Raw genomic sequence first — 20,811 nt, 5'->3', positions numbered from 1 at the left:
GGAAATTGTCAACATACGTCACTTGTTGACCGCCTGCGCTGCATTCGAGACCACCCGATCCCATTCCATGATCGTCAGGCGGACCATGCCGTTCGGCGCTTGCTTCGAATGGCCGTATTCGAGCGCGTTGATGTAGGGCAGGTTTGCCACCAGATAGATCACGTCGCCGGCCTTCGCCGGAGCGGTGCCGGCGGCAACTCGCGCGATCGTCTCGGCACCAGTCTTGTCCAGATGGTTGACTTGGCCGGCCGGAACCGAGCCGATCGCGACTTGCCAGGATCCGCGCGCCCGACCGGTATCCACGGGCGTTTTGATGACGACCCGGGTGAACATCTCAAGCGCGACCTTGCGGACGACCAAATCGGCGTTGTCCTTGGCCTTCTCGACGAACGCGGCAATGCTTGCGGTGAAGGTGTTGTTACTCACTTCTGCGCCTGGACGTCGAACAGCACCACCGTTCCGGCCGGCGCGAGCGGACGCGACAGCGGCCCGACCGAATGCTCAACGCCATCGACGACGATGTGATCGGACGGGAGAATCGTGGTGACGCCGAGCGCGGCGAGCGGGCCGGCGGCAATCATCCATCGCTCATCGGTCGCCAAGACGCTGCCGGTCTGCTGCTGCCGGAAGGTGAATTCGATTCGCGCGGCGACGGTCGCATAGTCGGTGTTCGTCACGGTCGGATCGAACGGCGTACCGCTGGCCGTCTGGCGCCGAATCAGGACAGCGCGGCCGAACTCGGCGATCAGATCGTCGGCATCGTCGCGGCTTTCCATGTAATCGAATGGAGTGGTCATGCGCGCACCAGCTTGACGTTTCCGGACGACTGCACGAGCCCGCGCAGATAGCCCTCAATCGCCGTGTAGGTGTCGCGCGCCGGCGCACCGTCGACGTAAACGATCGACTTGGACAGCGGCCCAACGCCCTTGCTGATGCTGTGGATCTGGCCACCGCGCTCAAGCGTCGGCTCGAGACTGACCCCGCCGAGCGCAAGCAGGGCGGCTTGCATCGCCGCATATTTGATCTGCGCCGGAATGGTCGTGCTGTCGATCGCCCAACCGTTGATGTCGTAGAGCGGGAACGTGTAGCCGTAGCCGAACGACCGACCCATGCCGCCGCGCTGCCCGTCGACGCGCGGCCAGGCGAGCGCCTGCGTCTGCGCCGCGGTCAAACCGACCCATCGCGTGCGATAGGTGTTCTCGAGATATTGCGTGCCGGCGCGCGCCGCCTGTTCCTTGGCGGTCGTGGTCGCCGCCGCCCATGCGGCGTTGCCGCGCGCGGCGAAATAGGTATCGGCCTCTGCAATTGAAAAATAGGATTCGGCCGCCGCGCCGCCGGGTGTGCTGTCCAAGCTCATCGGGTCAACTCCATGACGTGAACCGGCGGGCGCGATGCCGTGTCGTATTTGCAGGCGATCCGCACTGCGTCGCGGGCGGACTTGCCGCATTCCATGGCGACGAGCGCCAGATCACCACCCGAGCCGATCGCGGCGAATGGGCCGTTGATCTCCCACATGCCGATTCCGGTCGAATCGTCCCAACTGCCGGGCGAAACAATCGTCGTTGCAATCTTGAAGATTCGCCCCTTCGGCAGAACAACCAGCGCCAAGCATTCGGACCGCACGGCGGAAATCGCTTCGTAGGAAGGAAGTCCGGCCGGCGTGCGCACCTTGTCCAGGAGCGCGAGCACCGGCCGGCAGTCACCTTGCCCGGCGGTGCCAACCAGGGCGCCACCGGAAAGCCGCTCGATCTTGTTCGCGAGCGTGTCGACGGTTCCACCGTATGACCAACAGCTATCGGACGCCATGAACCCGCCCCGATATGCTACTGTGGTCATACGTTACTTGCCTCGAGCCGCCAGCGCCGACTCGATCACGGCAATCGCCTGGTCCTTGTTCTCGACGGCACGGCCGCCGGAGATCGCCGCCGCGATCGACTTCAGGCGAGCGCCGTGATCCTCGCGCCAGTTCGCCGGCAGATTGTCCAGCGGATCCGGAGCGCCAGCCGGCGGCGGAGGCAGCACAGGCGGCGGCGGGGGCGCGGCCGGCTCATCGAAGCGCTCGTGAACGGCCGGGTCGAAATCCGGCTCGCCGATCACAGCATAGCCGTCCGGATGCTTGATCTTGACCATGGGCAAAGCACCCTTGTTCGGGTCGCGGGAGTAGTCAGCCATCGCCCATTACTCCCGCGCAGCTACGGAGGCGGTGAACGTCGATCTCGCGCCACCTGACCAGTTGTTGAGCACTGCTCGCAAGCCCATGACCGCATAGCTCGTGCTGCCGATCACCTTGTCGGCGCCAACTGAACTCGTCGCGAGATCGACCCAATGCATGCCGTCGATCGTGCCCTGCAGCGAAACGTCGATGCTGGACGGGGAGCCGGTCGCAGTCACAATCAGACTGCAAATATGCTTCGGCGAATCGAACATGATTGCCGCGCCGACCGTCGGATTTGTGACGGCATTCAGCGAAATACCAGAGAGTGCCATTTGGCTTTCCTGTGCTGTGGACTCTATGAGGCGCACCGCTCCGGAGAGGGTGCGCCCTTAGAAGCCACCGGCTGAAAGATCAGCCGAGAACGACCGCCGAGAACTCGCCGTTGATCGCCTGGAAGCCCCACGCGAGATGAAGTTCCCAGGAAATCTGGCCGTACTGCGCGATCTGCAGCATCAGATAGGTCATGCCCTGGTCGTCCGAGATCAGCATCTGTTCGATCGTCGGATTCGGCGGCATGATCGGCGGACGCAGCACGCCAACGACCGCGTTGCGCTCGAACGCGAGGTTGGCGGTGTAGTTGTTGCCGACGGTCACAGTGGCGTTGTCGACTGCGGCGACGCGCAGACCCGGCGCGTTCAGGGTCAGGGTCGTACCGGACAGACCGGCCGCGACATACTTGTTCGTGTCGGAACCGATGGTCACGATGTCGCCCGGGAGGATGGTGCCGGTGCCGGTGTCCACCTGGATCGACGTCGAACCGACCGCGTAGCCCGACGCGTTGTTGATCAGGTAGCCCGAGCCGGTGCCCTTGGTGTGGACGGCGATACCGGCCGACTCCGACAGGCGGAAACCCATCTGCGGTAGGAACTCGCCGGTCCGGCGCTCCTGGTCGCTGCCGGCCTGATAGGCGTTCTGCAGCACACCGAGATTGCGCAGGTTCAGGCCGGCGTTCGTGTCGAACACCATCTGAAGCGCCGCCTTGGGAGCACCGTTGTCCACCAGGATCTTGCGCGCATTGGTGAGCGCGGTCAGATCGGAGGCGAACGGCGTGGTGCCGGCGGTGCCGAAGCCACGGGACGCACCCTGCTTGACGGCGATCGCCGCGTCGACCTCGCATTCGTTGCGCAGCGTGCGCATACCCTGCTTGACGAGCTGGGAAACCCAGTCCTGATTGATCGTGGCATTCTGCAGCGACTTGATCTGCTCGCCGGTCAGATGCCAGTCGACCTTGCGCGACTTGGTGATCGTGACGTCGATCTTGGAGCCGGTCGAATCGGTGCCGGTCGAAGCGACGTTGTTCGGGGTGAAGTCGGACGCGGCGCGGGTCGGCGCGACGTCGACGGACACCTTGTCGCCCTTGGCGACGCCCTTGTCATCGAACGAGGTATTGACGGCGCCCACGACGCCGAACGGCTCTGCCGCAATTTCCTTCGCCGCGCTGAACAGCGTCGGGGCAAGGGTGGTAAGGGTATTGGCCATGGTTCGTTGCTACTCCGGGTTACATGATCGCCTCCCTCCGGATCTCCCGGGTTTAGCTGTGCGGAATGGGCATCTCGCCCGGGAATTCAAATTATGAGCGCGGCCACGCTAACAGCGTTTATGTAAATTGTCAACATGGCCGCGCGGGGTCGCCTTAGCCGGCGATCTGATAGCCCTCATTCATGCGAGCGGCCCGATCCTTCGGCGATGCGGCGTCGAATTCCGCCCGCGTCCAGGTCTTGACGCCGCCGCCCGAACCGCCACCCGGCTTCACCGGTCCGCCACCGCCGCCCGCGCCGGAGCCCTCGAACAGATCGGGGAACGACTTGACGACGTCCTTCATCAGGTCGTCGAGCGTCGCGTAGCCGTCCGGACCGTTGCCGACCATCGGAGTCTTGCCGTCCGGCGCCAGGATCTTGCGCACCGCCTCGCCATTCTCAAACGTGAGTTCGATACGGTCGCCGAGCAGCTTGGGCAGCATCGCGAGTCCGGTCTTGGTTGCCTTCGCCGCAGCGAGCGCGCTCTTGAGTTCGCCGTCGACGAGCGCCTTGCGAGCGACGTTGTAGGCGGTGTCCCGCTCATCTTGCGCGGCCTTGAGCGTCTTTTCGGAAGCCGTCTTGTGCTGCGCAAGGATCGCGTCGAACTCCTCTTTCGACTTGCCGCCCTTGGCGAACTTGCCGGAGTCGATGTCGGCAATGAGCGTCTGCACGTCCTCGACGCTGCGACCGCCAACGGCGGTTTCCCACGCAGTCAACGCGTGCCGACGCTCGGCGGCCTCGCGGTTCGCCTTGGTCAGCGCCTCGCGCGGCGCGTACAGGTTGGTGAGCCCGTTCACCGCCAGGTGAAATTTGCCGTCCTTCTCGGCATATTCGCCGCGGAACGGCTCGGGCACGGTGTTGATGTCTTCAACGATCAATTCCAAAGGCATGTCAGCTTCTCGCTGTTAGAAAGCCGGATCATCCCGGCGGTCACGACCGCGCCGCTTTGCGACGCAGTTGTTCGGTGGTCAGCGGTCGGCCCGACTGGTCGAGCAGATCGCGGAAATTCAGTTTGCCACGGCGCCACAGATCGGCGACGGTCGCGCCAAGCACGGTGTCCTGTCGCGCCTGACCTTGCTTCTTCAGCCACGCTTCGAACGTAGTCTTGGCCGGCACCTGACCGTCCATGCTCGCGCGCGTCGTCTGCGGCACTTCATCCATCGGGATGCCGAGATCGCGCCAGGACTTCAGAACCGGAATGCTGGTGCTGCGGCATTGCCAGTGAATCTTGCCCGGACCCTGCAACCAAGGCGGCCCGCCGTCTTTCGGCTTGTGCGCTTCGTCGGTGCTGTAGTGATGCCCGTCACGCGTGATGCACCAGATTGAGGTGCGCGTGTCCAGGGTCGCGTGCCACTGCAGCGAGACAATCAGGTCATTGTTCTTTTCATACATCGCCTCGCGACCGGCGTTCGCCGCGGCTTGCACCGACGATCGCACAAGGCGCGTTGCCGAGTTCTTGGAAATATCCATGACGCCGCCGCGCACGCGCGCAACAAGGTCGGCGTTCGTCTCGCCGGCTGCAATGCCGAGCCGCATTTGATCGGCGAACCGGTTCTGCAAGTCCTGCGCTTGGCGTGACCACCAGTCGGCGGACGCCGCGCCCTGAATCAAGACGTCAGACGCGATCGTTTCGAGCCCGCCGCGCGTGAGTCCGCCTGTGACGAGTTCGATTTGCACCGACTCATTGATCGCCGAACCGACCCAAGTCGATTCGATGTCGACGATCTCGCGAATTTCGTTCGTCATCAGTTTCGAGGCATCGCGATAGCCGGCACGGATCGCCGCACGCACCGCCTCAAGCAACTTTACAAGCCGCTTTTGCTGCGCGGATACGCTGTTGACGCCCGTCGGGTCGATCTTGGCGAGCGCAGCGACCAACTCGCCCTCAAGGTCGGAGAGAATCGCGAGCACCTTGTTTCGGGTGCCCGCCTCGAGGCGCAGAAGGTCGACCGCGCGTTCGATGTAGAGATCGACCAGCGTATCGTTCGCGCTAGTTGCCAAGGTTCATCCCCTTGCCGGGAGGCGTTTGGACATCGGGCGCCTGCGCGTCGAGCCGCGCCAGAATCGTTTCGATATCGGCATGTTCCGAGATCACGTTGCGCCGCTTCAATTCCTCGAGCAGCGTCTCATTGTCGATCTTTCCGCCGAGCGCCAGTTGCACCAGATACTGCAGATCGCCGGCATTCGAGATACCAAAATCTTTGTTAATTTTGATGCTACCGGGCTTCGGCTCAGTTTGCCCGCCGAGCTTGGCCATCGCGCCGGCAGCCTGCGTCAACGCCTGTTCAAGCGCGTCCGCCATCATGGCGAGCGGCGAGTTTTCCTTGATGTTGTCGCGCGTCTCGCCGGTCGCCGTCTGCCCGCCCGCCTGGTCGATGAGGAGTTGCAGCCCCATCGTCTGCATCTGCAGTTCCAGCTTGTCGAGGCGCGTCTGTGCCGTGCCGATCGCAGCGCCCGTGTGCTCGACATAGGTAAGTTTCGCGTCGGGGTTCGACGACTGCACCATTTCGGCCGCACCGATAACAAGCTTGTCCTGCTCGCCGAAACCCGCACCGAACAGAATCGGAACACATGCGACGTGCATGATGTTGGTCAGGTCGCTGTCGAGTTGCCAATGCTTGATGTTGAGTTCGGCGAGCTTAGCCAGGGGTGGACACGCCTCCATGAACTCGTCGCGGTTGATGTAGATCGGGAACAGCGCGATCTCAGGCAGGCTGATGGTGCCGCTCTCGTGCAGCACCCATTCCTTTTTGCCGTCTTTTTCAACCTGTCGGAACGTCTCCCAAATGCAGTTGCCCGCGCCACGCGTGACGACGCGGATCTGTTCGACCTCCACGTTCTCGTATGGGTTCTTCGGGTCGGGCTCGCTGTCGCATTCCTTGAGGCGAATCTGCGTGAGCGTCGGAGCGCCGTTGATGACCTCCGATTTCCAACCAATCAGATCCTCAAGGCAGACATACCGGAAGAACGGCCGCCACTTCGCCGCCTGATAGTCTGCGATCGTCGGTTCCTGATTGTCGGGGCGCGTCGGCTTCTGCGGCGCGTCGACATAAATGTAACCGATACCCGGCTGCAGTGCGTCATAGAACGCTTTGGCCGCGAAGACATTCAGGCTTTGGCCGGCGTTGTCGACGTTGGCGAACCACGCCTGCATATCGGCGTCGACCGCCTTGGGATCGACGACAATCGGCTTGGTGAACACCTTACCGGTCATGTCGAGAACGGTCTTGCCGGTCGCGTTGAACAGCGTCGAGCGTTTTTTTCGCTTTTCATAGGAATCGATGCTCTCCGCGACCTCGCGCGGCAAATACTCCTCACCGGCCGCGCGCATCGCTGCGGTACCATTGACGAGCGTGCGGATCGGCCGCGCTTCGTCGATCATTTCCCGCTGCTCGCGCGACGGAGTCGAGACGTCTTTCTGCTGTGCCATTAGAGTCTAAGCTCCTGTCGTGTGGTTGTGGTCGCGCGGCGGACGTTTTCCACGCTGTAGCGCGCCGAGTCGATCGTGTGATTGTCCTTATCTTCAAGCTCGGTCGTGATCTGATTAGTTTTCTTGTCGATCTTGAACGAATAGAGTTTGAACTCGGTCGCCGCGTGCACGCACTGCGGATGAATCACGATGTCGTAGGACTGCAAAAACGTGATGCCGTCCTCAACCGAACCGGTGCCCTTGATGGCGGGTTGAATGCGGAAGCCGGCGCGCTGCATGTAAGAGATGGTCTCAGGACGCGCGCTATCCGCAATGAAGTCAACACGCCGCGCAAGCGACCGCCAATTCGGATCTTTGGCTTTTGCCGGCGACCATTCCGGATCCAGCTTGTCGAACAGAGCGGGCGTTCGGTCGATCTCGCATCCCACCTCATAGACTTCGCGCCAGATATAGAGCGTGCGCCCTTCGATCCAGGAAATGAGACCGACCGTCGGGTCGACTGAGAAACCCCAATCGCCGCCACCGAGCAGCCGCGTCCCGAACTTCGGCGGATCGAACGGCTCGACTCGGATGCCTTTGAACACTTGCGCGGCCGAATTCTTGCGGTAGCCACCGCGCCAAACCCACAGGTATTTATCGAAGTCGCGCCGCTTGTCGCGCTCCATATCCCGGCGCAGTTCGTCCGGAAACCACGGATTGTCGTTGTAATTGACGGTGACGAGCACGAAATCGGGATCATCTTCCGCAACAGCCGAATTGAAAAAGACGTCGACAGGATCCGTTTCGAGATCGGGGTTCCAGGAAAACCGTTGCTGCGAACCCGGCGTTCGAAATGTCGGCGTAGCCAAGTCGAGCGAACGCTGTGTGAGCGAGTGCGATTCCTCGTACCAAGCGCGGTTGAACCCCTCGAGCGACTTGATCGACGCCGCCGTGTGGTTCTGCAGGCCGCGGAAGATTGCCAGGCTGTCCGTGTGCGCACAGACGATTTCGCGCTCGGTGATCTTGAACCAAGGCGCGATCGGCCACCGCTTACCCGTCTCAATATCGACGGCAGTCAGTTTGTTGATTTTGTCTTCGATCAATTGCTTGACCGAATCCTTAATGCTGTTCTGCACCTCACGGACGCATGCAAGTCGCGTATGCTGGGAAAACATCTCCTCAACGGATTGTGCGCCAAAGAAATGGGACTTGGCACCGCCACGACCGCCTTTCGCACCCTGATAGCGTTTGCGGCTATTTGCCAGGGGCAGGAACGCGCGTGGCGTCGGAATGTCGAGGCGGAGCCCTTCGATCATTGTTCGGCCACCATCGGCGGCGGATCGACGACGGTGCGCGTCACCTCGATTTGCTTGAACTCCGGCGTCTCTCCGGCGCTCGGCACGGCTTTACCTGCACCCTTGCCGCCTCCGACCGCACCCAATTCCTCGGCGATCTGGCGCAGCACGGCGCGCGCGTTCGCGAGTTCGTTCCGCGCGCGGTGGAACTTGACGTCATGACTTAACGCGATCAAACGCGCCTGTTGCGCCGCGAACGGCGCCGACTCGGGGTCAAGCAAAACAGCCTCGCGCGTTTGCTTGAAAAGCATGAACAACTCCGGCGAAACGCCGTTTGACGGATCCAGCCGCAGAACGTCGTTTTCGTCGCACTTCGTATCCGGGTACACAGCGGCGAAATCCAACACGATAGATCGTGGCGGCTCGAACGCAGCAAGCTTACGGACGATGAACTCTTGCTGTGGTTTCGTGTGTACGTTTGCCATTCCCTGGCGATGCAAAACGCGCCCATCTCGGACGCAATTCCGTCTGCATACACTAGCGAATGTAAATTGTCAACATACGGTGCCGGGCGGCACCCCATTGACCAGATTCGACCGCACGCCCCACATATCGGGCCAATCTTGGATCGGGACCGCCTCGACGCGGACCGAGTGGCCGCGGAGCGCCCAGTATTCCCGGATCTGCACGACGAGCGACCGCGCGCCGGCCTTGGTGAGAGTGTCTTCGGGTCTTGCCATGGTTATACTCGCCCCGCCTTCCCCAACTCGCGATAGGTGTAGGTGCGCGACACGCCGAGCACCTTCGCAATCTTCGCCGGCTTGATACCCTGATCGAACAGCCCCACAATCATGCGCGGGTTATCCGAGCGCGTCTTGTGCTGCTTCCGCGGGCGGCCGGGCCGATGCTCGCGCAGCACCTCATAGACATAGCCGAGCGACACGCCGACCGTATCGGCGATCTGCTGCACGCTCTCCTGCTTCGCGTCGTAGCGCTTGAGGATCTTGGCGACGGTGGGGTTCTGCTCGGTCATGCGATCACTTTGCACTTGGTCCGTAAATTGTCAACATAAATGTCCGTTCAACATGGTCTGAATTTCCATTGCGGTAGGCGGTCTACCGTTAAGGGTCTCAAACGACGAGATAAGTTGCTGCTTGAGATAATCAGCACGCTGACGCTGACGTTTTGTTTCCCTGAATTTAGGGTCCGTTGCGACGCGTCGTTTATAACTGCGCGAAGCGCCAGTACGCTTTTGCGTCGGATCGGCAGCGTATTTGAGCTTCTCTCTCTCGGTGATCGCAGGACGATTATCCGATCTATACCGTTTCGCGCGCTCATTGATGCTCTGACGGTTGTTTGTCTCATAACGACGAATTTTCCGCTGCTTTTGTTCTGCGCGACATTCGATCGAACAAGTATTTGGGTAACCGCCTCGTTTCATTTCAACCAGAAAAGAACTACTGCATATTGCGCAAGTAATTGATTTGGTTGCCATATTCGCACCTTTTAGATTTTTGGCGGCATCGGCACCGGCAGAACCACCCCCTCCGCCGTGATCTGCAGGACGGTGTTCCGAGACGAGCCGTTCGGTTTCAGCAGCCCGGCGACCGCGCCAGCCTCGCCGCGGATCCACCGCGCGTCGGCAGCGTGCGGCGCCAGGACGTCCGGAAGCTCCCACCGATCGCCGTTGCTGTCCGCCACGATCGCGCGCCCGTCGACCTCCCACGCCCGGCGAATCGGGATCCAGCCGCCGGCCTTCTCCGATACGGGCCGGAATGCCGCGATCAACGCCGCGCCCGATGGCGTCTCGAGCAACTTCGCGCCGCGCTGCACCGGCTCGCCGCCGCCCGCCCGCATGTCATGCCCGCACTCGGGACAGTCGAGCGTGCCCTTGGGGATGTTGACCAGGCAGGCCGGGCAGAGCTTATTCATCTGTTCGTCGCAATTCCAACAGCGCATCGCCGCGCTCGGAACGCGCGCGTCGCACGCCTCGCAACTAACCAGATTGACCTTGGTTTCTTTGGGTCGAATGAAGTCCAGCGGGCCGTGCTGGTCGATCACGCCGGCGAAGTCATAGAACAGACAATCGGATTTTCCGGCGCGAATGCTGGCCTCAAGGTTGCCGCCGATCGTCCGGAGCCCGCGGCCACAATTGCCGACAATAGCAACCTTTCCGTTTCGTCGCGTTACTATCGTACCAAGTCGAGTTTCAACACACCATACTAATTCACCGGGCACGTGCGGAACTTCTTCAAATCGCGAACGCTTGTAAGATTTTTTTCCGGAGATGCTACCATCTGCAACACCGAAACCTGCGACCGTCGATGTTGATACAGATTTGATATGAAGCATATATTGCGGTTTAGGATTGGCATTCCAACTGCTCGGCTTTTGCCGCTGAACGGCCATGTTGCAACGAAAGCCGCGACGCACGCAGAGTGACTGCATGCGCTCTGCCGCATCCCTGTTATCACCGAAAGTAATGTCGAATGTGCGCAGGGTATAATCGAACGCCGAACCGCTGCGTCCATCGCCGAGCCACATGGCTTGCAATAGCACGAGCAACTGCCGCTGCGTCAACATTTCGAATCGCGGACTTCCGATCGATTTATCTAGCCACGGTTCAAGATGTGACCAACCGCGCAAATGATGATCTCGGCCGCGCGGCGTGCCCTTGGAAACAGTAAAATGCCGGGAAGGAGCATAATGCACCTGCGCTCCCGTTCGCTTGATAAGACATTCTCCGAATTTTAGCCCGCACGATTGCAAAACGCGTCGGATCTCAGCGCAGTGTGCTGGTTTTGCGTCCGATTGCGCAATGTATAATTGATTAGTTTTCTTATTGATGCATCCGTCCGTCAAATACCAACCAACGAAACGCAACTCATCATCGGTCAGAACTGTACCACAAGCCCCCTGGATGCCTGCCACCGGAATTCGTGATAGACCAGCACGCATCGCCATTTGTGCGGCGGGTTCCTTTGTCCATCGTTTTGTTGTGCGACTCATCGACCGCACCAACATGTCATGCTGATCGGTCACGCGAATGTCTAAGTGTGGTGATTTGATGCCATACATCCGTTCGCCGCCGGAAAGCGGACGTTCTACACGCGAAAGAATATCGCACCACTCAATCGCACCGGTCTCCCTATCGAAACCTGCGACCTTATCGCCATCGGTCATCTGATTGTGTCGCAACCAACCGCGTTCAGTCAGGATTTCCGTTTGTGCGTCCAGACACATCTGGATATACAGCCCGAGCGACATGGTGCGGCGGCGAAAGCACACCAGGTCGATCCGCTGCGAATCAAACCCGGTGGTCAGCGCCTCGACGTTGACCAGGGCGCGCAGCCGACCGGCGTTGAACGCGTCATAAATCGCGCGCCGATCCCGCGTCTTGTCGATCACGCAAGCGGCTGGAATGCCCCACGCGTTCAACCGCTCGGTCATGGCCAGGGCGGCTTTCTGCGTCGCCTCAAAGATCAGCCACGCCCGCCGATCGGCGCCGCCCACCATCATTTGCGCGATGTGCGAGTCCATGAGCGCGAGCATTTGCGCATCTTGGCTGGCACCCGTGAACTCGCCCGCGGTCTTGCGGAGCTTCGAAACGTCGATCTTGTCGCTGGCCGGCGCCGAGTAGGCGGGCACAAGGTAGCCGTCGCGGATCCCGTCGATGATCGAATAGGCGAACACGACGCGTTCGAACGGAGCACCTTCGCCCTCGACGAGCGACCCGCCTTGCAGGCGAAACACCGTGCCGCTGAAACCGGGTTTGCGCGCGTTGGGAAAGCCACGCAGGAATTCGCGATACATCCCCGACTCGGAGTGCGGCACGAGATGCGCTTCGTCGGTGAAGATGTTCGCCACCGGCCCGAACTGCTGCGCCGAATTGTAAACGCTGTTAATCATGGCGCTGATGACCGGCGCCCGCCAGGTGCGCTCGCCGAGCTTCGCGGCGTTGATGCCGACTTGCAGCCCGAGCTTACGGCACGCCTCTGCGTTCTGCTCGACGAGCGATTCGCGGTGCGCACAAATGATCGTCCGCTCGCCTCGAGCCCATGCGCGACGCGCGAGTTCGGCCATCGTGAGCGATTTACCCGAGCCGACGCAGGAGTCGACGAGCGGCCGCATCATGCCGGCGCGGTAGGCATCCTCGACGGCATCGGCCGCGTCGATCTGATGGGGGCGGAGTTGGATCACGCCGCGAGATCTCGCAAAGACGCCGCAACGGCCGCGCGCCGCGTTGCGTCGGCCCGCATGGCGATTTCGGCATGCTTGCGATATTTTGCCAGTTTGTGCCCGAGCCGCTTCGGTTTCGGACCCTGCCAAAACTCAATCCGCTGCCACGGCGTCGGCTTGAGCTTCAACGGCCGGAAGTAGAAGCGCATGAACGTGCGCCCGTCGACCTTGAAAACGCGGATGTGCCATTCGTGCTCGTCGACGATGAGATCGGGAGAACGGTAGAGCGTGCTCATTTCACACCCTGCTCGGTCGCGATCTGATGCGCTTCAGCGAACGGACAGCCGGCGCCGAGCAGGAGGTTCAAAATATATCGGTATGTGTGATGCTTTGCCATGCTGCAAACCTACAGCATGGATGTTGATTGTCAACATAAAAATGAGTTAGTTGCGGCAATTCACCAGTCGCGACGCAATCCAGAGCGCGGCGAAGATAACCGCTACCGTCGGGACGTAGCCGAAGCGCTCACACACGGCCATGAACATGTCGACCGTGAAATATACGGCGAACGTTCCAGGTATGAGTTGCAGCGGGTCCATTATGGTATCGCTCTCCCTGAGGGAGTGGACTATGCGGCCGTCGTCACAGCGGTCCAGGTCGTGGCACCGTCCGTGTTGACATACATTCTATCGTTGGTCGTCGTACCGTCCCGGCGGAGATAGAGAGACCCTTTTGCGGCCGAAAGCGTCGGCGCTCCAGTCCCGAAAAATACGCCGAAGTTGGCGACGTTGGATATACGCAAGCCAGCATTCGCCGTTCCGCCGGCTGGAGGCGTTGTCGTATTGTAGATCGCCGCAGGCCCCGACGAAAAGAATCCGGTTCCCGCGAACGATGAGCCAGATCGGACAGGACCTGCCGCATAGAGAGATGCGGGGCTCGTCAGCGTGACGTTGGTCCCAGCAACCGGAGCCGGCAAATAGAGCGTCCCATACTCGGTGAACGTCACAGCAGAAGATGCGGCAATCGTGTTCCCTGGAAACACGAATGTTCCGCCAGCCGCTACCGTTCCCGATGACGTGGTGTCGGTGTAAGTTCGCGTCGTCTGCCCATTGCCGAACCCGTTCGTTGTCCATGCGGGCGATTTGAAGCTTGCTGCGGTCGAAAACATTCCCGCGAGGTCGACATCGTTTCCAGTTGTCGGATTCCCGAACGTCACGCTCGAACTGACGTTCGTCTCGAAATCGGGGGCAATTTTCCGAATGCCCTTGACGTTAGTGTCTTCGACCCAAATCGATTGCGCGCTGGTCGGGAGATTGCCGAGCGAAACTCCCGTACTGTTGACGTTGATCTGAGGCCGCACGAAAGTGATGAGATTCAACTTCTGCGATGCGCCCGCGCTGATATCGACACCGTTCGCCGAACCGCCGGTTACGACCTGCCCGAAAAGCTGGACAAAGGTCATATTCCCGTAATTGAAGCTACCTGTGGTGCCCACGAGCTTGAGCGCCCCGCCGCCGTAGCTGCTGACATTCGTCCACGTGCCGTAGATCGGATTCTGCAGGTTATACGCGTAGTGATTCCCGTCGTGACCGTAGACCATCACGTTGTCGAAGCGTGACCCAGAAAGGCCCTGATTTGATCCACTCGGGATATAGTTTATGCCGTCACCCGTTCCAGAAAACAGCGTCTGAAACAGGATGCCTAGATTCTGAATGTTGACCTGCAGCGCTGTGCCGGAAATCGTGATGGCGTTCGAACCGTTCGACGCCATGTACAGCACGGCGCCTGCAAGCGGAGGCGAACCGCCCGGAAGGTTGATCTGGCCCGTTCCGGCCCAATTGCCGGCGGCGGCAGCGCCCACAATCGAAATATTGCCGTTGATCGTGAGGCCGGTGTTTTTATACAGGCCCGGCGGGAGGTAGAACGGCTTCCCAGCGGCGATGGCCGCGTTAATCGCATTCTGAAGCGCGGTCGTGTCGTCGGCCACGCCGTCGCCGACAGCACCGTACCTCGGGCTTTTCGGATTGATGACGTCGCCGAAAACGGCCGCTTGGGAAACTTGGAGAGTAGCTAACATGATCAGGCCGCCTCAATGAGGTATGCGCCATCCGTGTCGATCACGTAGGCACCGTTGCTGTCGACGACGAAAACAAAGCCGGTCGGGGGCACCAGGGCCGCCACTCCCCCAAGGAGAGCGCCGGTCGCAAAATCCAGCCCAAGCCCGAGCCCGAACGTCCTCATCAGGTGACGACCTTTGCATTCACCTTGTCGCCGACATTCGGGCGGATCGGATAGGACACCGCACCCGGTCCGACGCACACACCCGCGCTGGTCGTGGTCGATTCGGCGGTCGCCGCGGCATCCGGGGTGGATCCCCATGCAACGGCAACCATGCTGGTTTCGCTGTTGCCGATGATGATCAGGTCGCCTTCTTCGGCGGCCGTGGTCGTCGAGCCCGGAATCGTGATGTTCTCACGCGCGCGAACGCGACCCATGCCGGTCACGCCGCCGGCCTTCGCCTTGATGAACGACACAACGACAGTCACGCGCGCCTCCACTTATCGAACAGTCCAGCCGCAGCCATAACGCCGCCGGTCCCGAAAATCCCGCCGAGGATCAACCCGGCCCAAGCGGCCACAAGACCCTTGATTTCAGGCGTGAACCCGTAGACGCCGAACAGCGCCTTGCAGAGAATGTTGTCCCACAAGACGACTTTCCATTCGTAGACGATCCAGGGCGCCGACCACAGCCCGACCATCCACATGAGGAATTTGCTTTGCGACACCGTGCGCAGCCACTCGACGCGCGTCTGTCCCTCGCTGACGAGCCCGGAAACGATCTGCTTCGCGGTCTCCGTGTCCCCGCCGATACGGGCGGCAACAATCTTCACCTTGGCGTCGTAGTGCGCCTTGGTGAACGCCTCGAACCCGTGCACGAGCGACGGAAGCGCCTGGAAAAACGCGAGGAACGCGGCGATCATGCTGTCACCCGAACAACGACGCGATGAACTTGATGACCAGTGCCGCCGCCATGAGACCGACACCGACGGCCATCAGGGCGATTTGCACGAGAAACGAACCGTCGTAGAAGCTCACCGACTTGCCGGCCTTGAAACTCGCGAGCAGGGCGGCGGCACCAAGAACGAACGCAATCAAAATGCCGATGTTGAGAGCGCTCATCAGCCGGCCACCCGTCCGATCGAGCGCAGACGCGCGATGACGATCACGGCGGACATTGCGAGCCCGGCCGCCGACAACAGCGACGGGTGGTCTTTCAGCGCGTCGAGGATCTGCTGTTTCGCGTTGAGTTCGGGGTCACCGAGCAGCGCGGCCAGGCGGTCGAACACCTCGAGCGCGATCGACGGGGCCGCCAGTGCATAGGCCATGGCAATGGTCGCCGAGCGAAAGCACAGCGCCCACACCTTGGCCCAAAAGCCATCGGCCTCGGCATAGAACTCGCGGAAGGCCGGCAGCGCTCGAAGGACGGGACGAAGCACGAGAATGTAGGCGATCACCAGTCCGACGAACGCGCCGAACAGCGCCCAAGGCCACACGGGAAGCGTCATTGTCTACTTCCTTTTCACGAAGAACATGAGGGAAATCACCGTCACGATCACGGCAATGGCGCCGATCGCGACGACCGCCGACGGCGAGAAACCCGCTTGGTGCGCGGCTGCTGCCGCGGTGCTGCCGGCCGCGATCGCGCCACCGGTCTTCTTGACGGACGCCGCGGTATCGACCCGAGCGAACACGCGCCGCTGTGCCTCGGTCCAGTCAGCATCGGGCGCCGGATACGACTTGCCGGCCTCGTGACCGGCCTGCGCCTTGAGAAACGCGACGCCCGACGGCGAGCGCCAGAACGCATCATTCATGATGGTGTTCTCGGTGACCCCGGGGACGCGCGCCTTGACGAGCGCGATATAGCTCGGGACGTTGTTGCCGCCGGACCACGTGTGCAGCGCATCGGCAAGCCGCTTGTTGCGGTAATTCTTGGAGGTGCGCCAGAGATCGAGTTGTGCGCAGATCCCCTGCACCCACGTGTCGAAAATGGCGATGTTGTTGTTCTGACCGAGCCCGTCACTCAGGTAAATGGTCTTGGTGCTGCCCCACTTCACGGGGATCGGAGCGTTGGTTTCGCAGCCGTGCGGCCCCTGAGGCGTCGCGAAAAACTGAGTCGGCTTGCGGCCGGTCCGACCCCACATGGCGCCGGGGTTTTTGCAACGGATTGAAGCGGGTTCCATGTGCGGTCCTGCGTTAGGAAGCCGACACCGTACCTGCGTTTATGTTGATTGTCAACATTCAGCGATCGAGCGGTAACCCGGATCGATAGGGCAGGCGCTCGGGAGCGAACCGCGGCGGCTTGACCACGGGCACGCCCGAACCGGTCTTGGGCGAGCAGGCTGGCCGGTCCGGGTCGTTCGTGTCCCATCGCAGCCGGCAGCGCGGGCAGTGCATCTCGTCGTGTTCGCGGCGGGCTTGGCATCGCTCGTTCATAGGCGTTTCCTCTGTCTCGCAAATCGCCGCGCATCTGCGGGCGAATAGAACGTCACCATTCCGAACGATCCGCGCCCCTTGACGATGCGCGGGCGGATCGGCCGGCCGGACGGATGTGGCGTGCCCTTGGGGATCACAGCGGCACCACCTTGAAACCGCGCTCCCAAAGCCACATGAGCATGTGATCGCCAGCCGGGAGCGCTCCGGAGCCGTCGAGGAATGCGCCGCAATCCGTCGCGCCGTTACCTCGCGCGGGATGCACGCTATCCAGGTATTCGCGGACCGCCTCGAGCGCGCCGTTGCCGGTGCCGGTGGGTGTGCGTGGTGTAAAAGGGATGACACTCACGCCGCCGCTCCGTACTGCTTTGCCAGTTCGAGGTATTCCTCGGCTGTGATTTCTTCGCAGAGCGGATCTTGCGGACGCGAGCCGTCGTCTACATGGAACACGCAACCGCTTTCGGGATGATGGAAATAGCGCCAGGCGCCAGGGTTGAGGTGCGCCCGCGCCAGGATCTTGAGCGACGCCACCAGCGCGCGCGACTGCCCGAGCGCGTCGTTCAGCGCGACATGCGGCGGCGGGACGGCGTAGTCCTTGGGGTTGATGCCGGCGAGGTTGTAGGCAGTCCGCGTACATTGGACGCGCCAAAAGTCGCGAGTCCACGGGCATTCGATCCCAGCACGGCGGTAAACTTCGCCTAGGATCGGTCCATCGAATGTAGCGCCGTGGCACCACAGTAAAAAATCACCGTCCGGAGCTGCCCATTGCAGCCACCGAATGAAATAAGGTAATGCGACGTTGAGTGGCTGCGGGTTCGCCGTGGCAATCGCCCATGCGCCCGGGTTCCTGGCTTCGTTGTCGTGCCACCAAGTAATCGTTTCCTGGTCTTGTTCGAGCCCGAGCGCGGTCTGATCCTCAATCGACAAATTCAACGTGCAGTGAGCCTCGTCGTGACAACGGACGAAAGCCGCGGCCAAGACAACACCACCGGGCCGCTTACACAAGGTTTCCAGGTCACACATGATGTGCGTGGTCATTGGACATATCTCCACATGCGGAAATCGCGGATTTTTGCGATCGTCTGACGATGAACACCGAACCGATTCGCCAATTCGGTAAGAGACAAATGCGAGTTCGATCGGATGAACCTCACCGCATCTTCGGTCAGTTTGGCGTTCCAGTTTTGCTCGCCAACGGGCTTCTTGCCGTTACCGATGGCATCATTCAGGTTTTGCGAACGCGTACCCCATCTCAGATTGTGATAGAGATTATTCGCCGGGTTATCGTCTTCATGAAGTGCTTCCAAGCCTGGTGGACGCGGACAAACAAATGCGGTCAGAACAAGCGTGTGAACATATTCGATTTGACGTAATCCAAGAGTGACAACCAAATGTCCGCTCTTTTTGACCTTCTGACGCAAAACACGACCTCGACAAAACTGCGGAGATCCATTCGAGCGCATCACGGTTCGGTCGATGGTGCAGACGCGACCACGAGATGAAATGAAATAACCGTCGTGTCCTGTGATTTGCCTCCACTGCTCGCCAGGGATGAAATCGACCAACGTCGGATGCGTTCTCATCCGATCACATTCTCAATCTTGCGCAGCAGCGCGCGCGGGTCAGAAACCAACTTGTGGTGCACGAGACCGTCATGCAGCCAATACTTGACGTCGGTCAGCACCGTTTCGAGTTCGATCAGACGCCAATCCTGATCAGCCTCGAGCGACTCGATCTTTTCGTTCGCTTCGGCAAGTTCTTCTTTTGCGCGTTCAATCGTCGCGTCACGATCGGCAATGCTATTCTGCAGCCGATCCTCAATCTCGTGCAGCGTCTCGACTTGAGCCCGCCACTTTGCGAGCAGCAGCCGCTTTTTCGTTTCGCTCATTCCGCCGCCCCTTGCACCACGCCGCCAACAATAAACACGCAATGCAAATTGTCAACACAAAATTAATCATCCGAGTCATTTTGTGCGACCGGCAGCAGCACAGGGCAGGGCGGTGCAAGTAGTCGGCGGAGCTGGTCCAGATCGATGAGATATTGCTGCCGCGTGCCCTGGTCACCGAGCACCATGGCGCCGGCCCGCAACGCGGCCTCGTGGATCTGATCGTCTGTCAGCATCAAGCCGCCAAGGAATTGAGCCAAGCGTCCAGGGTCGGAAACACCGATACGTTGGGGTAGTGGTGAAACACGTTCTCGCGGTCGCCGATCAGCACGAGCTGTTTTCCGCGCGCCAGCGCGTAGCCGAACTCGACATGCCGGCCGCCACCCTTGGTCAGCGTTCCGTGCACCTGCGTATACGAAATCACGATATCGGCGATCTCGACGTCGGCCAGGTCCAGCACGGCGATCTGCTGACGAGTCAAGCCGGTTTCACCACCGTAGACCCATCTCGAAACGATGTCGTAGCCCTTGGCCTTGAGCGTATCGGCGACACTTTCCATTTGCGGTCGATCGCTGAACCGCGCGGCAAGATAGACCTTCATTAAACCGCTTCTCCGTTCTCGTTGATGGTGGCGCCGAACAGGCGATTGGGAACTTCACGCGCGGCGATTTGCGCGCCGGTCAGTCCGTCATGGGGCGGTTTCGGCGGCCAGTTCTGCCCGACCACTAGGCGCCCGCACGGCCCACGGCCGCAGATGTCACAGTCGAGACGGGCCGGGAATCCTTCGTCGCGCCTGGCGCGTTCGCAGCGCTTGCGGTCCATCACAACCCACGCCCCGCTTCGGTTACCGTGAATGCACCGCCCCAAGCCGGCGCCAAGACGCCCGCGCCGATCAGACCCTCAAGCTCGTCGAGGCGGACGGTCGCCGAGAGGTTGCCGGACACAGCGCGGACCATGGCGCCACCGAATATTGCGCTCGTGCGCTCGACGATATGGCGTTGATGGAGGCGCAGGAAGCGGAGTTGGTCGGTCGTGAGATCAAAACCCATAGTTTGCCCCTAACCATATTGAAACGACGGTGAAAGTGAGCACCAGGATTGCGCCGCGGCGGTTGATCATTCCGGTGGACTCCCGATGTGATAGCCGCCGCAATATTTGCAGTAGTAGGGAAGTAATTCGCCCGCCTCGAGGCATTCCATGCGGCTATGGTTGCCTGCAGCGCGTTCGGCGAGCGTGTAGGATGTGAACCGCTGCTTCCGACGACACGAGTTCGTTTCGCCGTAAGATCGGCTCAACTTCACGCTGCGTCGGCGGTTCGGAGCGGTCACGGAATGTCCCATCCGCGAACTTTGGCCAGGTTGAGCATGTGCTCAACGAGCGCGATCGACTCTGCGCCGAGTTGCGTCTCGCCGCGCGTGTTGTTCCAGTGCGCACGAGCATCGACCGGAGTGAGGTTGCGACATCCGGCCTTCACGCGCAAACCTTCGTCCTTGAAGTTGGTGAGCAAAAAACGATATCCATCGGAGCGCAATCCACCGTCGACGATCGGCTGGCCGGACAGGTTCGCGCAGGACAGGTTCGCGCCGTACAGGTCCGCGCCGGACAGGTCCGCGCGGGACAGGTTCGCGCGGGACAGGTTCGCGCAGGACAGGTTCGCGCCGGACAGGTTCGCGCCGGACAGGTCCGCGCGGGACAGGTCCGCGCGGGACAGGTTCGCGCAGGACAGGTTCGCGCCGTACAGGTCCGCGCCGGACAGGTCCGCGCGGGACAGGTCCGCGCGGGACAGGTTCGCGCAGGACAGGTTCGCGCCGTACAGGTCCG

Annotated in this window: 33 protein-coding genes; all 33 read right to left on the bottom strand. The window is 61.1% G+C overall.

Annotated features, from left to right (window positions below; translation table 11 throughout):
- Positions 1–18 precede the first annotated feature (18 nt).
- The 33 genes from ACQR1I_RS36380 to ACQR1I_RS36220 all read right to left on the bottom strand — a co-directional run bounded on the left by ACQR1I_RS36380 (position 19) and on the right by ACQR1I_RS36220 (position 20,716).
- Positions 19–426 (bottom strand): HK97 gp10 family phage protein, encoded by a 408-nt coding sequence (locus ACQR1I_RS36380; protein WP_434888970.1) that lies wholly within the window; start codon positions 424–426, stop codon positions 19–21.
- Positions 423–797 (bottom strand): hypothetical protein, encoded by a 375-nt coding sequence (locus tag ACQR1I_RS36375; protein WP_434888969.1) that lies wholly within the window; start codon positions 795–797, stop codon positions 423–425. Before ACQR1I_RS36375 ends, ACQR1I_RS36380 begins: the two co-directional genes overlap by 4 nt.
- Complete coding sequence (locus ACQR1I_RS36370; protein ID WP_434888968.1) at positions 794–1,357, bottom strand: DnaT-like ssDNA-binding protein; 564 nt, start codon at positions 1,355–1,357, stop codon at positions 794–796. The genes ACQR1I_RS36375 and ACQR1I_RS36370 overlap by 4 nt, the downstream gene beginning before the upstream one ends.
- Positions 1,354–1,806 (bottom strand): hypothetical protein, encoded by a 453-nt coding sequence (locus ACQR1I_RS36365; RefSeq protein WP_434888967.1) that lies wholly within the window; start codon positions 1,804–1,806, stop codon positions 1,354–1,356. Before ACQR1I_RS36365 ends, ACQR1I_RS36370 begins: the two co-directional genes overlap by 4 nt.
- Before the next feature lie 33 nt (positions 1,807–1,839).
- Entirely contained in the window at positions 1,840–2,172 is a 333-nt protein-coding gene (locus ACQR1I_RS36360; protein ID WP_434888966.1) for a hypothetical protein, read from the bottom strand.
- A 6-nt stretch (positions 2,173–2,178) separates the two neighbouring features.
- A complete protein-coding gene (locus tag ACQR1I_RS36355; protein ID WP_434888965.1) occupies positions 2,179–2,523 on the bottom strand; it encodes a hypothetical protein in 345 nt (114 codons plus the stop codon).
- 43 nt (positions 2,524–2,566) lie between these two features.
- On the bottom strand, positions 2,567–3,694 hold the full coding sequence (locus ACQR1I_RS36350) for a hypothetical protein (RefSeq protein WP_434888964.1): 1,128 nt from the start codon (positions 3,692–3,694) through the stop codon (positions 2,567–2,569).
- A 154-nt stretch (positions 3,695–3,848) separates the two neighbouring features.
- Positions 3,849–4,622, bottom strand: coding sequence for a hypothetical protein (locus tag ACQR1I_RS36345; protein ID WP_434888963.1), 774 nt, complete (start codon positions 4,620–4,622; stop codon positions 3,849–3,851).
- Positions 4,623–4,662: 40 nt separating this feature from the next.
- Positions 4,663–5,733, bottom strand: a complete 1,071-nt coding sequence (locus ACQR1I_RS36340) for a phage minor head protein (protein WP_434888962.1) — start codon at positions 5,731–5,733, stop codon at positions 4,663–4,665.
- Positions 5,723–7,162 carry a DUF4055 domain-containing protein gene (locus ACQR1I_RS36335; RefSeq protein WP_434888961.1) on the bottom strand — a complete coding sequence of 480 codons (1,440 nt, stop codon included), beginning with the start codon at positions 7,160–7,162 and terminating at the stop codon, positions 5,723–5,725. Before ACQR1I_RS36335 ends, ACQR1I_RS36340 begins: the two co-directional genes overlap by 11 nt.
- The gene (locus ACQR1I_RS36330; protein ID WP_434888960.1) at positions 7,162–8,457 is read right to left on the bottom strand and encodes a PBSX family phage terminase large subunit; all 1,296 of its coding nucleotides are present in this window, start codon (positions 8,455–8,457) and stop codon (positions 7,162–7,164) included. The genes ACQR1I_RS36335 and ACQR1I_RS36330 overlap by 1 nt, the downstream gene beginning before the upstream one ends.
- Positions 8,454–8,921: a DUF2280 domain-containing protein gene (locus ACQR1I_RS36325; RefSeq protein ID WP_434888959.1), complete on the bottom strand. Its 468-nt coding sequence runs from the start codon at positions 8,919–8,921 to the stop codon at positions 8,454–8,456. The genes ACQR1I_RS36330 and ACQR1I_RS36325 overlap by 4 nt, the downstream gene beginning before the upstream one ends.
- Positions 8,922–8,990: 69 nt before the next feature.
- Complete coding sequence (locus ACQR1I_RS36320; protein ID WP_434888958.1) at positions 8,991–9,176, bottom strand: hypothetical protein; 186 nt, start codon at positions 9,174–9,176, stop codon at positions 8,991–8,993.
- A gap of 2 nt (positions 9,177–9,178) precedes the next feature.
- Complete coding sequence (locus ACQR1I_RS36315) at positions 9,179–9,469, bottom strand: hypothetical protein (protein ID WP_434888957.1); 291 nt, start codon at positions 9,467–9,469, stop codon at positions 9,179–9,181.
- A 30-nt stretch (positions 9,470–9,499) separates the two neighbouring features.
- On the bottom strand, positions 9,500–9,931 hold the full coding sequence (locus ACQR1I_RS36310) for a hypothetical protein (RefSeq protein WP_434888956.1): 432 nt from the start codon (positions 9,929–9,931) through the stop codon (positions 9,500–9,502).
- A gap of 11 nt (positions 9,932–9,942) precedes the next feature.
- Positions 9,943–12,636 (bottom strand): DEAD/DEAH box helicase family protein, encoded by a 2,694-nt coding sequence (locus ACQR1I_RS36305; protein WP_434888955.1) that lies wholly within the window; start codon positions 12,634–12,636, stop codon positions 9,943–9,945.
- Positions 12,633–12,911, bottom strand: coding sequence for a hypothetical protein (locus tag ACQR1I_RS36300; RefSeq protein ID WP_434888954.1), 279 nt, complete (start codon positions 12,909–12,911; stop codon positions 12,633–12,635). Before ACQR1I_RS36300 ends, ACQR1I_RS36305 begins: the two co-directional genes overlap by 4 nt.
- A 332-nt stretch (positions 12,912–13,243) precedes the next feature.
- A complete protein-coding gene (locus tag ACQR1I_RS36295) occupies positions 13,244–14,692 on the bottom strand; it encodes a glycosyl hydrolase family 28-related protein (protein WP_434888953.1) in 1,449 nt (482 codons plus the stop codon).
- Between the two features lie 2 nt (positions 14,693–14,694).
- Entirely contained in the window at positions 14,695–14,856 is a 162-nt protein-coding gene (locus ACQR1I_RS36290) for a hypothetical protein (protein ID WP_434888952.1), read from the bottom strand.
- Positions 14,856–15,161 carry a hypothetical protein gene (locus tag ACQR1I_RS36285; RefSeq protein ID WP_434888951.1) on the bottom strand — a complete coding sequence of 102 codons (306 nt, stop codon included), beginning with the start codon at positions 15,159–15,161 and terminating at the stop codon, positions 14,856–14,858. Before ACQR1I_RS36285 ends, ACQR1I_RS36290 begins: the two co-directional genes overlap by 1 nt.
- On the bottom strand, positions 15,158–15,595 hold the full coding sequence (locus tag ACQR1I_RS36280) for a hypothetical protein (RefSeq protein ID WP_434888950.1): 438 nt from the start codon (positions 15,593–15,595) through the stop codon (positions 15,158–15,160). Before ACQR1I_RS36280 ends, ACQR1I_RS36285 begins: the two co-directional genes overlap by 4 nt.
- A 4-nt stretch (positions 15,596–15,599) precedes the next feature.
- Complete coding sequence (locus ACQR1I_RS36275; RefSeq protein ID WP_434888949.1) at positions 15,600–15,794, bottom strand: hypothetical protein; 195 nt, start codon at positions 15,792–15,794, stop codon at positions 15,600–15,602.
- The gene (locus ACQR1I_RS36270; RefSeq protein ID WP_434888948.1) at positions 15,794–16,180 is read right to left on the bottom strand and encodes a hypothetical protein; all 387 of its coding nucleotides are present in this window, start codon (positions 16,178–16,180) and stop codon (positions 15,794–15,796) included. The genes ACQR1I_RS36275 and ACQR1I_RS36270 overlap by 1 nt, the downstream gene beginning before the upstream one ends.
- 3 nt (positions 16,181–16,183) lie before the next feature.
- Positions 16,184–16,855, bottom strand: coding sequence for a hypothetical protein (locus ACQR1I_RS36265; protein ID WP_434888947.1), 672 nt, complete (start codon positions 16,853–16,855; stop codon positions 16,184–16,186).
- Between the two features lie 386 nt (positions 16,856–17,241).
- A complete protein-coding gene (locus ACQR1I_RS36260) occupies positions 17,242–17,454 on the bottom strand; it encodes a hypothetical protein (RefSeq protein ID WP_434888946.1) in 213 nt (70 codons plus the stop codon).
- Positions 17,451–18,143 carry a 3'-5' exonuclease gene (locus ACQR1I_RS36255; protein WP_434888945.1) on the bottom strand — a complete coding sequence of 231 codons (693 nt, stop codon included), beginning with the start codon at positions 18,141–18,143 and terminating at the stop codon, positions 17,451–17,453. The genes ACQR1I_RS36260 and ACQR1I_RS36255 overlap by 4 nt, the downstream gene beginning before the upstream one ends.
- Complete coding sequence (locus ACQR1I_RS36250) at positions 18,140–18,670, bottom strand: NUMOD4 domain-containing protein (protein ID WP_434888944.1); 531 nt, start codon at positions 18,668–18,670, stop codon at positions 18,140–18,142. The genes ACQR1I_RS36255 and ACQR1I_RS36250 overlap by 4 nt, the downstream gene beginning before the upstream one ends.
- A 14-nt stretch (positions 18,671–18,684) precedes the next feature.
- Positions 18,685–18,993, bottom strand: coding sequence for a hypothetical protein (locus ACQR1I_RS36245; RefSeq protein ID WP_434888943.1), 309 nt, complete (start codon positions 18,991–18,993; stop codon positions 18,685–18,687).
- Between the two features lie 62 nt (positions 18,994–19,055).
- On the bottom strand, positions 19,056–19,226 hold the full coding sequence (locus ACQR1I_RS36240; protein WP_434888942.1) for a hypothetical protein: 171 nt from the start codon (positions 19,224–19,226) through the stop codon (positions 19,056–19,058).
- Positions 19,226–19,591 (bottom strand): hypothetical protein, encoded by a 366-nt coding sequence (locus ACQR1I_RS36235; protein ID WP_434888941.1) that lies wholly within the window; start codon positions 19,589–19,591, stop codon positions 19,226–19,228. Before ACQR1I_RS36235 ends, ACQR1I_RS36240 begins: the two co-directional genes overlap by 1 nt.
- Positions 19,591–19,812 (bottom strand): hypothetical protein, encoded by a 222-nt coding sequence (locus ACQR1I_RS36230; protein WP_434888940.1) that lies wholly within the window; start codon positions 19,810–19,812, stop codon positions 19,591–19,593. Before ACQR1I_RS36230 ends, ACQR1I_RS36235 begins: the two co-directional genes overlap by 1 nt.
- A complete protein-coding gene (locus tag ACQR1I_RS36225) occupies positions 19,812–20,039 on the bottom strand; it encodes a hypothetical protein (protein WP_434888939.1) in 228 nt (75 codons plus the stop codon). The genes ACQR1I_RS36230 and ACQR1I_RS36225 overlap by 1 nt, the downstream gene beginning before the upstream one ends.
- A gap of 275 nt (positions 20,040–20,314) precedes the next feature.
- Positions 20,315–20,716 (bottom strand): pentapeptide repeat-containing protein, encoded by a 402-nt coding sequence (locus ACQR1I_RS36220; protein ID WP_434888986.1) that lies wholly within the window; start codon positions 20,714–20,716, stop codon positions 20,315–20,317.
- Positions 20,717–20,811 lie beyond the last annotated feature (95 nt).

It is taken from the genome of Bradyrhizobium sp. HKCCYLS2038 (assembly GCF_051167655.1).
Taxonomy (GTDB): Bacteria; Pseudomonadota; Alphaproteobacteria; order Rhizobiales; family Xanthobacteraceae; genus Bradyrhizobium.
The sequence above is the reverse complement of the archived record's forward strand: the minus strand, read 5'-3'. Positions and strand labels throughout refer to the sequence as shown.